Origin of the sequence: Aminobacter ciceronei (assembly GCF_014138625.1) — a bacterium.
GTDB classification, from domain to species: Bacteria; Pseudomonadota; Alphaproteobacteria; order Rhizobiales; family Rhizobiaceae; genus Aminobacter; species Aminobacter ciceronei.
The window spans coordinates 41,446-54,272 of the sequence record NZ_JACJHY010000022.1; the positions used below are offsets into that span (position 1 = coordinate 41,446).

Consider the following 12,827-nt stretch of genomic DNA (forward strand, 5'->3'; position numbering starts at 1 on the left):
CGCCAGGGGTATCCATGACATCTTCTCCAAAGCGGCTGATTCCGGCCACCTTCGTGCTGCTCTGGGCGACGGGCTTCATCGGCGCCCGCTACGCCATGCCTTGGGCGGAGCCGTTCACCTTCCTGGCCGTGCGCTTCGTCCTCGCCTTCCTGCTGCTCGGCGCAGTGATGCTGGCGCTCGGCTCCACTAGGCTCACGCGGCGGGCCGCCCTGCACTCCGTACTCATCGGCATGCTGCTGCATGGGGTCTATCTCGGCGGCGTGTTCTGGGCGATCCACCAGGGCTTGCCGGCGGGCCTGTCGGCGCTGATCGCCGGGCTGCAGCCGCTGGTCACCGCCGTACTTGCAGGAAAGCTGCTCGGCGAGGAGATCAAGCCCAAGCACTGGGTCGGGCTTGCCATTGGCTTCGTCGGCGTGGTGATCGTGCTTTCCCCCAAGCTCGGCGCGATCGGCGGCGGCGTGACCTGGCAGACGCTGACTGCGTCAGTGATCGCCATGGCCGGCATCAGTGCCGGCACCATCTGGCAGAAGCGCATCGGCGCGGCCAGCGACCTGGTATCAGGTACATTCTGGCAATATGTCGGCGCAGCGATCCTGATGACCATCGCCTCCTTCGCCTTCGAACACCAGCAGGTGACGATCAATGGCGAGCTGATCTTCGCCATGGCCTGGCTGGTGTTCGTGCTGTCGATCGGCGCGATCTTCCTGTTGATGGTGATGATCCGCGACGGCGCCATGTCGAAGGTGGCATCGCTTTTCTACCTCGTGCCGGCGGTGACCGCTGTCCTTGCCTGGCTGCTGTTCGGCGAAGAACTGTCGGCGATCCAACTGGCTGGCATGGCGATCGCCACGCTCGGCGTCGGCCTGGCGACGGCTCAACCCGGCACGCGGGCGCGGGCTTCGAGATAGCGGCTGATCGCGGCATTGAGCTCGCCGCCGAGGATGAAGATCGCCGAGACGATGTAGAGGAAGACCACCGCGATCATGATCGAGGCGAGGCCGGCATAGGTGGTGACGTAGGACGAGAAGGTATCGAGATAGGCGGCGAAGATCGTCGAGCCGACAACCCAGGCGATGAGCGTGAAGACGATGCCGGGGATGATGCTGAGGAAGCGACGGCGGCCGGCCGGCAGCCACATGTGCACGGCAAACAGGCCGAAGACGATGACCGCCGAAGCGATGGTGAAGCGCCAGACGGTAATGGTGCCCATATAGGGCTGGATCCATTCGAACTTGGCTTCGAGGATGCGCGCGATGATCGGCGCGAACACCAGAAGCACCGAGATGGCGACAAAGCTGATCGTGGCGATGAGCACGAAGAAGATGCTCTGGATACGCCGGAACCAGAAGGTGCGGGTCTCGGTGATGCGGTAGGCACGGTTGAGCGAGGTACGCAGCGCCTCGACGCCGTTTGAGGCAAAGTAGGCGGCAAGCACGACGCCGTAGGTCAGAAGATCGGTGCGCGGCACGGTGAGAACATTGACCACCTCGCGGGCGATGGGGGCCGCGATCTGGTCGGGCCAGGTGTCGAAGACGAGATGCACGGCCGTTTCGGCGAACGCATCGGCGCCCAGAAAGCTGGCGAGCGTGGTGGCGAAGATCAGGAACGGGAACAGCGCCATCAGCGCCGAAATGGCGAGATGACTGGCCATCGCCCAACCGTCGTCATCATGGAAATGGCCGGCTGCGTCGAAGAGCACGCGCCTCGTGGCGACGATCTTGCGCATCAGCTCCAGTTTTCCGCTCCGTCCGTTGGGTCCTGGCCAACTACCTAGCGGCCGACAGTGACACGGCCAATCATGAATTGGCCAATTGTTTCGTGGCGGCGAATATGGGAAGGCTTTGCCCTCATTTGCAAGGCCGGGCAAAAACGAAGTGAACCCGATCAACGAGTTACGCACGATAATCGTGACCGGCGCGTCGTCGGGCATCGGCGCCCATTGCGCCCGCGCACTGAAGGCCGAGGGCTGGCGCGTGTTCGCCACGGCGCGCAAGACCGAGGATCTGGTGGCACTCGAGACCGACGGTCTCGAGGCGCTGTTCCTCGACTACGCCAAGCCGGAATCGATCGAGGCGTTGGTCGAAACCGTGCTTGAACGTACCGGCGGCAGGCTCGACGCGCTGTTCAACAATGGTGCGCACGCCCAGCCGGGCGCGGTCGAGGATCTGCCGATGGCGGCACTGCGGGACCAATTCGAGGCCAACTTCTTCGGCTGGCACGACCTGACACGGCGCGTCGTTCCGGTGATGCGTGCGCAGAACCACGGCCGCATCGTCAACTGCTCGTCGATCCTCGGCCTGACGCCGGTGCCGTTCCGCGGCGCCTACTCCGCCTCCAAGCATGCGCTGGAGGGGCTTATGCTTTGCATGCGTCAGGAACTCGCCGGCAGCGGCGTCCATGTCGCGATGATCGAGCCCGGCCCGATACGCTCGAAGATCGCCACCAACGGGCTCGACTGGTTCCTGCGCTACATCGACCACGAAAACTCGCCCCACCACGTGGCCTATCGCGCCCAACTCGACAGGCTGTCCAGCGGCGGCTCGAAATCGCGGCTCAAGCTGGGACCGGAAGCGGTTCATGCGGTATTGCGACACGCCCTGCTGTCGCCCCGGCCGCGCCCGCATTATGTTGTCACGACGCCCGCGAGAATCGGCGTCGTGCTGAAGCGCCTGCTGCCTGCTTCGCTGCTTTACAGAATTCTGGCCCGCCAAGCCTGACCGGCCTACGACTGAACTGGAACCAATATGGCTACCGTCTTCAACATCCTCGCCGTCGTCTTCATGTTCGCCGTGGTGGTGGTCCTGATCCGCGGCCTGATCCACATGCTGCGCGGCGGCTCCGGCAACACCTCGAACAAGCTGATGCAGGCACGCGTGCTGCTGCAGGCAGTGGCGCTGGTGTTCATCCTGCTCACCCTTTATTTCACCCGTGGCGGCTGAGCGGAGCGCGGAATGGTCAAGCTCAACAAGATCTACACCCGCACCGGCGACGATGGCACCACCGGCCTGGGCTCGGGCGAAAGGCGGCTGAAATCAGACCTGCGCGTCGAAGCGTATGGCGCCGTCGATGAGGCCAATGCCTGCATCGGCATGGCGCGGGTGCATACCGCGACGGAGAACCCCGACATCGACGCCATGCTTTACCGCATCCAGAACGACATGTTCGATCTCGGCGCGGACCTGTCGACCCCCGACACCGGCAAGGACCTTGGCTACGAGCCGCTGCGCATCATCGCCAGCCAGACCGCGCGCATCGAGGCCGACATCGACCTGCTGAACGCCGGTCTCGAGCCGCTGCGCTCGTTTGTGCTGAATGGCGGATCGGCGGCGGCAGCAGCGCTGCATCTGGCCCGCACGGTTGCCCGCCGCGCCGAGCGTGTGATGGTGGCCTTGGCGCAGGACCCCGGCGAACACGTCAACCGTGAGGGCATCCGCTACATCAACCGGGTTTCCGACCTGCTGTTCGTTGCCGCGCGCGTGGTCAATGACAACGGAAAAGCCGATGTGCTATGGGTTCCCGGCAAGAACCGCTGATTTGCTGATAAGGTTGCCGGGAGGGCGGAAGCGAGCCGCATGTTCATTCCGCTCTATGATTCCAATCACCTGCGCCACATCAGGCTGCAATATGTCACGCTCAGCCTGATCGCGATCAACGTCATCGTGTATCTCCTGACCACGGTCGGCGGCGAGGACTTTGCCACCGCTGCCGTGCTCGGGCTCGGCTACATCCCCTCCGTCGTGCACGATCTGGCGGAGCTGTCGCCGGATCTGATCATCATTCCGGAAAACCTGAGCTACGTCACCTATTCCTTCCTGCATGGCGACATCTTCCATCTCGGCGGCAACATGCTGTTCCTCTGGGTGTTCGGCGACAATGTCGAAGATGCGCTCGGGCATTTCCGCTTCCTGGTGTTCTACTTGCTCTGCGCGGTCGCCGGCGCTTTCCTGCACGGGCTGATCCTGCCGGATTCGCAGACGCCACTGATCGGCGCCTCGGGCGCCATCGCCGGCATCGTCGCCGCCTACCTGATCCTCTACCCCCGGGTGAAGGTGTGGGTGCTGGCCTTCGCCCGTATCCCGCTGCGCATTCCGGCCTGGATCCCACTGATCCTGTGGGTCGCCTTCCAGTTCCTGATGATCGCCATCGGCGGCGACGACGAGGTCAGTTGGGCGGCGCATGTCGGCGGCATCGTCGCCGGTGCCGTGATGGTGCTCGTCCTGCGCCGCCGCGAGGTGCCGCTGTTTGCCGATGCCGAAGAGGCGGTGCCGAGCCCTGACAAGGCCGAGGCGCCGGCCATGCCGGAGCCCGCTACGCCCGAGCCGCCGACAGCCCAGCCGACCACGCGCTGGGGCCGGCAATAGCGGTCACTGGCACAGCTTTTTTCAAACGATTTGAGCTTCAAGCAGATATTGACGCTAAGGTTAGCCGCAACTACGGTCCCGCCGCTTGCGGCAGCCCTCCCGCCACCAAAAGCGCGAGATCAAGTCTGTTTTTCCGCCCAATATGTCGGCAATCGACAATTGCGTGGGGCCAAGCGCTGCTATAGCGCGCACAATATCGCTGTTCAGAGAGGTACCAGCCCATGAAAGTTCTCGTCCCGGTCAAGCGGGTTGTCGATGCGAACGTGAAGGTGCGCGTGAAATCGGACGGCTCGGGCGTTGATCTCGCCAACGTCAAGATGGCGATGAACCCGTTCGATGAGATCGCGGTCGAAGAGGCCATCCGCCTCAAGGAAGCCGGCAAGGTCGAAGAGATCGTCGTGGTTTCGATCGGACCTGCGCAGGCCCAGGAAACGCTGCGCACCGCTCTCGCCATGGGCGCCGATCGCGCCATCCTGGTGAAGACCGACGAAGCCGTCGAGCCGCTCGGCGTCGCCAAGGTGCTGAAGGGCGTGGTCGAGGCTGAGACGCCGGGCCTGGTGCTGCTCGGCAAGCAGGCGATCGACGACGATTCGAACCAGACCGGCCAGATGCTGGCGGCCCTGCTGGGCTGGGCCCAGGGCACCTTCGCCTCGAAGATCGAGCTCGCCGGTGATCATGCCAACGTGACGCGCGAAGTCGACGGCGGCCTGCAGACGGTGTCGCTCAAGATGCCGGCGATCGTCACAGTCGACCTGCGCCTCAACCAGCCGCGCTATGCCTCGCTGCCCAACATCATGAAGGCCAAGAAGAAGCCGCTCGACGAGAAGTCAGCCGCCGACTTCGGTGCCGACATCACGCCGCGCCTCAAGGTGCTGAAGACCGAGGAGCCGGGTGGCCGCAAGGCAGGCATCAAGGTCAAGACCGCGGCTGAGCTCGTCGACAAGCTGCGCAACGAAGCCGGCGTGCTCTAAGCGAAGCGGAAAGGGATCAAAAACATGGCAATTCTCCTCATCGCCGAACACGACAACGCTTCGCTCTCCGACCAGACCGCCAAGGCGCTGTCGGCGGCCCTGAAGATCGGTTCCGACATCGACGTACTGGTCGCCGGCAAGGGCGCCAAGGCAGCGGCCGATGCAGCCGCCAAGCTGAAGGGCGTGCGCAAGGTTCTGCTCGCTGAAAGCGAAGAACTGGCCGAACGCCTGGCCGAACCGACTGCGGCACTCGTCGTCGGCCTCGCCGGCAACTACGACACCATCGTCGCCGCTGCCACCTCGACCGGCAAGAACGTTGCTCCGCGCGTCGCTGCCCTGCTCGACGTCGCCCAGGTCTCGGAAATCATCGAGGTCGTCTCGGCCGACACCTTCAAGCGTCCGATCTATGCCGGCAACGCCATCCAGACGGTGCAGGCACCCGGGGCCAAGAAGGTGATCACCGTGCGCACTGCCTCGTTCCAGGCAGCCCCCGAGGGCGGTTCAGCCGCCGTCGAGGCGGTTGCTGCAGCCGCAAATCCCGGCCTGTCCTCCTTCGTCGAGAACAAGCTGTCGGAGAGCGATCGTCCGGAGCTGACCTCGGCCAAGATCATCATCTCGGGTGGCCGCGCGCTCGGTTCGTCGGAGAAGTTCCAGGAAGTCATCCTGCCCGTCGCCGACAAGCTCGGCGCCGCCGTCGGCGCCAGCCGTGCTGCGGTCGACGCCGGCTACGCTCCCAACGACTGGCAGGTCGGCCAGACCGGCAAGGTGGTCGCCCCCGATCTCTACATCGCCTGCGGCATCTCGGGTGCGATCCAGCACCTCGCCGGCATGAAGGACTCGAAGGTCATCGTCGCCATCAACAAGGACGAAGAGGCCCCGATCTTCCAGGTGGCCGACTATGGCATCGTCGGCGACCTGTTCACTGTCCTGCCCGAGCTCGAAAAGGCGCTTTGACGCCCGATCAGCTCAGGGATTAAAATGTGATGGCCGGGGTAGACGAGTGCTACCCCGGCCATTTAGTTTGCATTGCACAAAACTAAAAGAGCCTGCGACGGGATAGGTGTGATGACGGGTAAGATCGAGACGATCGGCATTGTCGGCGCTGGCCAGATGGGCGGCGGTATCGCACATGTTTCGGCACTCGCCGGCTACAGTGTGCTGCTCTACGACTTGTCGCCGGAGCGCATCGAAAAAGGCATCGCCACCATCAATGGCAATCTGGCGCGCCAGGTCGCTTCGGGCAAGCTCGAGGACCAGGCCCGCAAGGATGCGATGAACCGCATCTCGTCCGCACCCGCCATGGCCGACCTCGCCAGCGCCGATCTCGTCATCGAGGCGGCGACCGAAGACGAGACGATCAAGCGCAAGATCTATGCGCAGCTGTGTCCGCAGCTGAACCCGGAGGCGATCCTCGCCACCAACACCTCGTCGATCTCGATCACGCGGCTGGCCGCCCAGACCGATCGTCCCGAGCGCTTCATCGGTATCCACTTCATGAATCCGGTGCCGGTGATGAAGCTGGTCGAGCTGGTGCGCGGTATCGCCACCGAAGACAAGACTTTCGAATCCGCCAAGGCCTATGTCGCCAACCTCGACAAGACGGTGACGGTCTCGGAGGATTTCCCGGCTTTCATCGTCAACCGCATCCTTTTGCCGATGATCAACGAGGCGATCTACACGCTATATGAAGGCGTCGGCACCGTCGAAGCCATCGACACGGCAATGAAGCTCGGCGCCAATCACCCGATGGGGCCGCTGCAGCTCGCCGACTTCATCGGCCTCGACACCTGCCTGTCGATCATGCAGGTGCTCCACGACGGCTTGTCGGACTCGAAGTATCGCCCCTGCCCGCTGCTGGTGAAATATGTCGAAGCCGGCTGGCTCGGCCGCAAGACCGGACGCGGCTTCTACGACTATCGCGGCGAGCACCCGGTCCCGACACGCTGAGCGGCGTTCCGGCGGGCGCCTCGCCTGCCATGAACCTGCTGCCTCAGTTCGGACGTCCCTGATAATACCAGCTCGGCGTCCGTTCCGGCGGCATCGGCGCCAGTTCGACGCGGTTGCGGCCTGCGCCCTTGGCTTCGTAGAGATGCAGGTCGGCGACGCGGAACAGCTCCTCGAACAACACCGGCCGGTCGAACAGGGCGCCACCGACGCTGACCGTCAGCGTGTGGCGGTTGCCTCCGGGCCGGAAGGGTGCGTCGGCCACCGAACGGCGGATACGCTCGGCGATATCTGCGGCACTGAGCGGCGACGCGCCGGGCAGGAAGACGGCAAACTCCTCGCCGCCGAGACGGCCGAGCATGTCGTCTCCCCTCAGGCAGGGCTGGATCGCCGCGACGATGACGCGCAGTGCCTCATCGCCTTCGGCATGGCCGAAACGGTCGTTGACCATCTTGAAGTGATCGGCGTCGATGACAAGCAACGCGCCCATGGCGCGCTGGCGGCGCGCGATCTCGCGGGTAAGCACATTCTCGACGCGGGATGAGAACGCCCCCCTGTTGAGGCAGGCGGTCAGTGCGTCGGTCGAGGCGGCGACAACGAGCTTGTGGTTGACGACGGCCAGTTCGCGCAGCTTGAGCGTCAGGTAGAAAAACAGCGGTGCTGCCAAAAGTATCGGCACGAGCGTCGCTTCGATCAAGGCGAGACCGAGCATTTCCGAGCCGGCATTGCGAAACAGGGCAATCGTGACCACGAGCGAGACGGCGACACAACCGAGCGTTCCGAACACTGTCCAGCCCGCGAGTTGCAACCATGCCCTTGAAGACAGTTTCGTCAACGATGCCGGCAAATCTGACACCTCCTGGATCGTGAGCCGATTTTCGATCAGGCTGCATGAACAAGAGGTTAGCACAGGTCGTCAAATTCAAGCGATCGCTCACGATTGCTGTCGGACAGCCATGCGCACGTCGAAAGCTCAGCAAGACACAACAGCAGCAAGGTTCGTCGCCCTCCCTCTAGACGCGCTTGCCGTCGCTGCCGAAGAAATGCAGCTTTTCGCGCCGTGCAAAGATCGGCAGCTGGTCGCCGACCAGCACCTCGGTGCGGCCAGCGACGCGCACCACGATCTTGCCGCCGCCAGCCGCGCAATAGAGGAAACTCTCGGCGCCCACCGGCTCGACGCCCTCGACCCTGGCCATCAGCCTAAGGCCATCGCCAGACACTGCCCCATCGGCGCCGACCTCGCAGTCCTCGGGGCGGAAGCCGATGGTTGCGGCGTTGCCTGCTATTTCGGGCAAAGTCACCGCATCTACGAGCTGGCCGCCGCGCAGCGGCAGAAGGTTCATCGGCGGCGCGCCGATGAAGGAAGCGACGAAGGTCGATGCCGGCTTTTCATAGATGTCGAGCGGCGCGCCGAGCTGTTCGACCAGCCCGCCATTCATCACCACCAGAACGTCGGCCAGCGTCATCGCCTCGAGCTGGTCATGGGTGACATAGACCGAGGTGACGCCGAGCTGGCGCTGCAGGCTCTTGATCTCGACGCGCATCTGGCCGCGCAGCTTGGCGTCGAGGTTGCTGAGAGGCTCGTCGAACAGGAACACCTTGGGGTTGCGCACGATGGCGCGGCCCATGGCGACGCGCTGGCGCTGGCCGCCCGAGAGCTCACGCGGGCGACGTTCAAGCAGGTGCTCGAGTTCCAGCGTCTTGGCAGTGGTCCGCACGCGCTTGTCGACCTCGTCCTTCGGCATGCCGCGGTTGCGCAGGCCGTAGGCCATGTTGTCGTAGACCTTCATATGCGGGTAGAGCGCATAGTTCTGAAACACCATGGCGATGTCGCGCTCGGTCGGGCCGACGGCGTTGACCACCTTGCCGTCGATCGAGCAGGTGCCGGCCGAAATAGTTTCCAGCCCTGCAATCATGCGCAAAAGCGTGGACTTGCCGCAGCCCGAGGGGCCGACGAGCACGCACAAAGCCTTGTCGGGAATGGCGATGGAGACGCCCTTCACCGCTTCGACCCCGCCGGCATAGACCTTGCGTACGTCCTTGAGATCGACGGTTGCCATTATTTCTCCGTATCGACGAGGCCGCGGACGAACCAGCGCTGCATCAGCACAACGACCAGGATGGGCGGCACGATGGCCAGCATGGATGTGACCATCACCAGATGCCATTCGGTATCGGCATCGGCAAAGGAGATCATCTTTTTCAGTGCAATGACGATGGTGTTCATGTCGTTACGGTTGGTGACGAGCAGCGGCCAGAGATATTGCGTCCAGCCATAGATGAACAGGATGACGAACAACGCCGCGATATTGGTGCGCGACAGGGGCAGCAAGATATCCTTGAAGAAGCGCCAGGGGCCGGCGCCGTCGACGCGCGCGGCCTCGACCAGCTCACCCGGGATGGTGAGGAAGAACTGGCGGAACAGAAGCGTCGCGGTGGCGGACGCGATCAGTGGCAAAATCAGCCCAGTGTAGGTGTCGATCAGGCCGAGATCGACCATCACCTTGTAGGTCGGCAGGATCCGCACCTCGACCGGCAGCATAAGCGTGATGAAGATCAGCCAGAAAAACACCATGCGGAACGGAAAGCGGAAGAAGACGATGGCATAGGCCGACAGGATCGAGATGACGATCTTGCCGATGGCGATGCCGAGCGCAACGATGGTGGTGTTGACCAAAAGGGTTGCGACGCTGACCCCGCCGATGCGCCCGACGCCGCCGAACAGCGCCTCGTAATAATTCTCGACAAAACGGTCGCCGGGCAAAAGCGGTAGCGGCGGACGCAGGATCGTCTGCAGCGAATGGGTCGAGGCAACGAAGGTGTAGTAGATCGGGAACGCGACGATGACGATGCCGAGGATCAGGATGGCATGCGCGACATAAATGCCGGCGATCGACTGGCCGATCATCAGCTTGTCGTGACCGCTCGCAGGCACAAGGGCTTTCGGCTCAGCCATAATGCACCTTCCTCTCGACATAGCGGAACTGGATGGCGGTGAGCGCGATCACGATGACCATCAGGATCACCGACTGTGCCGCCGAATCGCCGAGGATCAGATTGACGAAGCCGTCATTGTAGACCTTGTAGACCATCGTCTCGGTCGCCTTGCCCGGCCCGCCGCCCGTCACGGCATGGATGATGCCGAAAGTGTCGAAGAAGGCGTAGACGGTGTTCACCACCAGCAGGAAGAAGGTCGTCGGCGCCAGCAGCGGAAAGACGATGGTCCAGAAGCGCTTGTTTTCGCCGGCGCCGTCGATGGCCGCCGCCTCGATCAAAGTCTTGGGGATCGCCTGTAGGCCGGCGACGAAAAACAGGAAATTATAGCTGATCTGCTTCCACGACGCGGCAGCCACCACGAGCACCATCGCCTGCTCGCCATCGAGCAGCGGGTCCCAGTTGATGCCGAGCCAGCGCAGGCCATAGGCAAGCGAGCCGATCGAGGGGTTGAACAGGAACAGCCACAGCATGCCGGCAATGGCGGGTGCGACCGCATATGGCCAGATCATCAGCGTGCGGTAGAGCCCGCGGCTGCGCACCACCTTCTCGGCCATGACGGCGAGCAGCAATGCCGTCGCCATCGCCACCGCCGCGACCGAGATCGAGAAGATCGCAGTCACCTGGATCGAGTTGAGGTAGTTGGGGTCCGACAGGACCTTCTTGAAATTGTCGAACCAGACGAATTTCGACGACAGCCCGAACGGGTCCTCGCGCAGCATCGACTGGCGCAACGCCTGGCTGGCCGGCCAATAGAAGAAGATCAAGGTGATCGCCAGCTGCGGCGCCACCAGCAGGTAAGGCAGGATCTTGTTGGGAAAGACGACGCGTGGGGACAATGAGGGCCTCTGGTTACGCGTTTGTCAGAAATGGCCTGGCGCCGCATTCTTCGGCCCAGCGTTTGCGCTGCCCCTCACCCTTACCCTCTCCCCGTGAAGAACGGAAAGAGGGAGCGGGCCACCTTGCCGCTTGTCCCTTCTCCCCGTCATAAGGGGAGAAGGTGCCGGCGGGCGGATGAGCGGCAGCGCTACGATGGCATCAAGCGGGCGTCAGTTGCCGATCGCTTCCTGGATCGCCTTGTTGCCGCGCGTGACAGCGTTGTCGAGCGCCTGCTGGGCGGTCTGCTGGCCGGCGAGCATCTTTTCGAACTCTTCGTTCTCGATGTCGCGGACCTGCGGCAAGTTGATGAGGCGCACGCCCTTCGAGTTTTCGGTCGGGGCCTTGCCCATCATCTGGGTGATCGGAATCTCTCGGCCCGGGTTCTTGTCATAGAAGCCGGACTTCTTGGTTTCTTCATAGGCAGCAATGGTGACCGGCAGGTAGCCGGACACCTGGTGCAGGCGGGCCTGAATCGGCGTCTGCGACAGGAAGGTGAAGAAGGCTGCGACGCCCTTGTACTCTTCGTCCGATTTGTCGCCAAAGACCCAGAGGCTGGCGCCTCCCGGGATGGTGTTCTGCGGTGTGCCTTCGAGATCAGGATAGTAGGGCAACTGGCCGAGGCCATAGTTCATGCCCGACTTGATGACGTCGCCCAAGCCGCCCGAGGACTCGGTGAAAAGGCCGCATTCGCCGGCGAGGAAAAGCTGTTTGGCCTCGGAAGTGCGACCGCCATACTTGAAGGTGCCGTCCTTGGCGAGGTCGGCGATTGCCTGGAAGTGCTTGACGAAGGGCTCCGAATTGAACTTCAGCTCGACGTCTGTCCCGGCAAGGCCGTTTTCGTTGGTGCCGTACTGGAGGTTGTTCCAGGCGGCGAAATTCTCCAGGCCGATCCAGGTCAGCCAGGTCGAGGTGTAGCCGCAATTCGCAGCGCCGCTGGTCTTGATCTTCTTGGCGGCTTCGAAGACTTCCGGCCAAGTCTTGGGCGGATTGTCGGCATCGAGACCGGCCTTCTGGAAGATGTCCTTGTTGTAGTAGAGGATCGGCGAGGACGAATTGTAGGGGAACGACAGCATCGTGCCATCCGGCTTCGAATAATAGGCGACAATACCGGGCAGGTACTGGCTCTTGTCGAAGGCCGCGCCACCCATGGAAAGGATATCGGCGACCGGCTTGACCGCGCCTTCGGCTCCCATCATGACGCCGGTGCCGACGTCGAAAACCTGGATGATGTGCGGCGACTGCTTGGCGCGGAAGGCGGCGATGCCGGCATTCAACGTTTCGGGATAGGTGCCTTTGAAAACCGGAACGATCTTGTAGTCGCTCTGGCTCTCGTTGAATTCCTTGGAAAGCTGCTCGACGACCTCGTTGTTCGCGCCGGTCATGGCATGCCACCATGAGATCTCGGTGACGGCGAAGGCGGAGGTGCTGGACAACAGCGTCATGGTGGCGGCAACTCCGGCCGCGAAGCCTAGGGTCTTCATTGTCTCGCTCCCGTTCTGGTTGGCGAAATGTTTAGTTCCGCTGGGACCAGTATTGTCGGATTATGACAGCGCCACAACAGTTTTGTAGCGATCATATGAAGGTCGCATTTGGCGCGCTTCGATTTCGCTTTTTCCACAACCACATGACATGCTTTCGTTTTTCTAGAAAACGAAAACAAATTGCCGAGAATTGGACA

14 protein-coding genes are annotated in these 12,827 nt (G+C 62.9%); 8 read left to right on the forward strand and 6 right to left on the reverse strand.

The annotated features are described in order from the left end of the window. The first annotated feature begins 14 nt into the window (after positions 1–14). Entirely contained in the window at positions 15–908 is an 894-nt protein-coding gene (locus tag HNQ95_RS21260; protein ID WP_182575184.1) for a DMT family transporter, read from the forward strand. Here the strand turns inward: HNQ95_RS21260 and HNQ95_RS21265 are convergent. After that, complete coding sequence (locus HNQ95_RS21265) at positions 875–1,726, reverse strand: YihY/virulence factor BrkB family protein (RefSeq protein ID WP_182575183.1); 852 nt, start codon at positions 1,724–1,726, stop codon at positions 875–877. The genes HNQ95_RS21260 and HNQ95_RS21265 overlap by 34 nt on opposite strands. A 148-nt stretch (positions 1,727–1,874) precedes the next feature. On the opposite strand from HNQ95_RS21265, the gene HNQ95_RS21270 reads away from it, so the two are divergent. The 7 genes from HNQ95_RS21270 to HNQ95_RS21300 all read left to right on the forward strand — a co-directional run bounded on the left by HNQ95_RS21270 (position 1,875) and on the right by HNQ95_RS21300 (position 7,279). Beyond that, positions 1,875–2,717 (forward strand): SDR family oxidoreductase, encoded by an 843-nt coding sequence (locus tag HNQ95_RS21270; RefSeq protein ID WP_312870958.1) that lies wholly within the window; start codon positions 1,875–1,877, stop codon positions 2,715–2,717. A gap of 27 nt (positions 2,718–2,744) precedes the next feature. After that, a complete protein-coding gene (locus HNQ95_RS21275) occupies positions 2,745–2,939 on the forward strand; it encodes a twin transmembrane helix small protein (RefSeq protein ID WP_067957711.1) in 195 nt (64 codons plus the stop codon). Between the two features lie 12 nt (positions 2,940–2,951). Beyond that, entirely contained in the window at positions 2,952–3,533 is a 582-nt protein-coding gene (locus tag HNQ95_RS21280; RefSeq protein WP_182575182.1) for a cob(I)yrinic acid a,c-diamide adenosyltransferase, read from the forward strand. Positions 3,534–3,572: 39 nt separating this feature from the next. Continuing rightward, positions 3,573–4,361, forward strand: a complete 789-nt coding sequence (locus HNQ95_RS21285) for a rhomboid family intramembrane serine protease (RefSeq protein WP_067957706.1) — start codon at positions 3,573–3,575, stop codon at positions 4,359–4,361. 221 nt (positions 4,362–4,582) lie between these two features. Next, on the forward strand, positions 4,583–5,332 hold the full coding sequence (locus HNQ95_RS21290; protein WP_182575181.1) for an electron transfer flavoprotein subunit beta/FixA family protein: 750 nt from the start codon (positions 4,583–4,585) through the stop codon (positions 5,330–5,332). Between the two features lie 24 nt (positions 5,333–5,356). Continuing rightward, a complete protein-coding gene (locus tag HNQ95_RS21295) occupies positions 5,357–6,286 on the forward strand; it encodes an electron transfer flavoprotein subunit alpha/FixB family protein (protein WP_067957700.1) in 930 nt (309 codons plus the stop codon). A gap of 111 nt (positions 6,287–6,397) precedes the next feature. Then, the gene (locus HNQ95_RS21300; RefSeq protein ID WP_067966133.1) at positions 6,398–7,279 is read left to right on the forward strand and encodes a 3-hydroxybutyryl-CoA dehydrogenase; all 882 of its coding nucleotides are present in this window, start codon (positions 6,398–6,400) and stop codon (positions 7,277–7,279) included. A gap of 43 nt (positions 7,280–7,322) precedes the next feature. Here HNQ95_RS21300 and HNQ95_RS21305 read toward each other — a convergent pair whose 3' ends face one another. From HNQ95_RS21305 to ugpB, 5 genes are all read right to left on the reverse strand, one after another. Beyond that, entirely contained in the window at positions 7,323–8,063 is a 741-nt protein-coding gene (locus HNQ95_RS21305; protein ID WP_182575180.1) for a GGDEF domain-containing protein, read from the reverse strand. Positions 8,064–8,289: 226 nt separating this feature from the next. Next, a complete protein-coding gene (gene ugpC, locus HNQ95_RS21310; RefSeq protein WP_182575179.1) occupies positions 8,290–9,336 on the reverse strand; it encodes a sn-glycerol-3-phosphate ABC transporter ATP-binding protein UgpC in 1,047 nt (348 codons plus the stop codon). After that, positions 9,336–10,184, reverse strand: coding sequence for a sn-glycerol-3-phosphate ABC transporter permease UgpE (ugpE, locus tag HNQ95_RS21315; RefSeq protein WP_154386175.1), 849 nt, complete (start codon positions 10,182–10,184; stop codon positions 9,336–9,338). The genes ugpC and ugpE overlap by 1 nt, the downstream gene beginning before the upstream one ends. Before the next feature lie 40 nt (positions 10,185–10,224). Beyond that, positions 10,225–11,109: a sn-glycerol-3-phosphate ABC transporter permease UgpA gene (gene ugpA / locus HNQ95_RS21320; RefSeq protein WP_067957693.1), complete on the reverse strand. Its 885-nt coding sequence runs from the start codon at positions 11,107–11,109 to the stop codon at positions 10,225–10,227. Positions 11,110–11,319: 210 nt separating this feature from the next. Further along, positions 11,320–12,630 carry a sn-glycerol-3-phosphate ABC transporter substrate-binding protein UgpB gene (ugpB, locus tag HNQ95_RS21325; RefSeq protein ID WP_067957691.1) on the reverse strand — a complete coding sequence of 437 codons (1,311 nt, stop codon included), beginning with the start codon at positions 12,628–12,630 and terminating at the stop codon, positions 11,320–11,322. Positions 12,631–12,827: the final 197 nt, after the last annotated feature.

Excerpts from the sequence above, each read along its gene's own strand:
- HNQ95_RS21260 (WP_182575184.1), top strand. The coding sequence starts at position 15 with ATGACATCTTCTCCAAAGCGGCTGATTCCGGCCACCTTCGTGCTGCTC.
- HNQ95_RS21265 (WP_182575183.1), bottom strand. The coding sequence starts at position 1,726 with ATGCGCAAGATCGTCGCCACGAGGCGCGTGCTCTTCGACGCAGCCGGC.
- HNQ95_RS21275 (WP_067957711.1), top strand. The coding sequence starts at position 2,745 with ATGGCTACCGTCTTCAACATCCTCGCCGTCGTCTTCATGTTCGCCGTG.
- HNQ95_RS21280 (WP_182575182.1), top strand. The coding sequence starts at position 2,952 with ATGGTCAAGCTCAACAAGATCTACACCCGCACCGGCGACGATGGCACC.
- HNQ95_RS21285 (WP_067957706.1), top strand. The coding sequence starts at position 3,573 with ATGTTCATTCCGCTCTATGATTCCAATCACCTGCGCCACATCAGGCTG.
- HNQ95_RS21290 (WP_182575181.1), top strand. The coding sequence starts at position 4,583 with ATGAAAGTTCTCGTCCCGGTCAAGCGGGTTGTCGATGCGAACGTGAAG.
- HNQ95_RS21295 (WP_067957700.1), top strand. The coding sequence starts at position 5,357 with ATGGCAATTCTCCTCATCGCCGAACACGACAACGCTTCGCTCTCCGAC.
- HNQ95_RS21300 (WP_067966133.1), top strand. The coding sequence starts at position 6,398 with ATGACGGGTAAGATCGAGACGATCGGCATTGTCGGCGCTGGCCAGATG.
- ugpC (WP_182575179.1), bottom strand. The coding sequence starts at position 9,336 with ATGGCAACCGTCGATCTCAAGGACGTACGCAAGGTCTATGCCGGCGGG.
- ugpE (WP_154386175.1), bottom strand. The coding sequence starts at position 10,184 with ATGATCGGCCAGTCGATCGCCGGCATTTATGTCGCGCATGCCATCCTG.
- ugpB (WP_067957691.1), bottom strand. The coding sequence starts at position 12,630 with ATGAAGACCCTAGGCTTCGCGGCCGGAGTTGCCGCCACCATGACGCTG.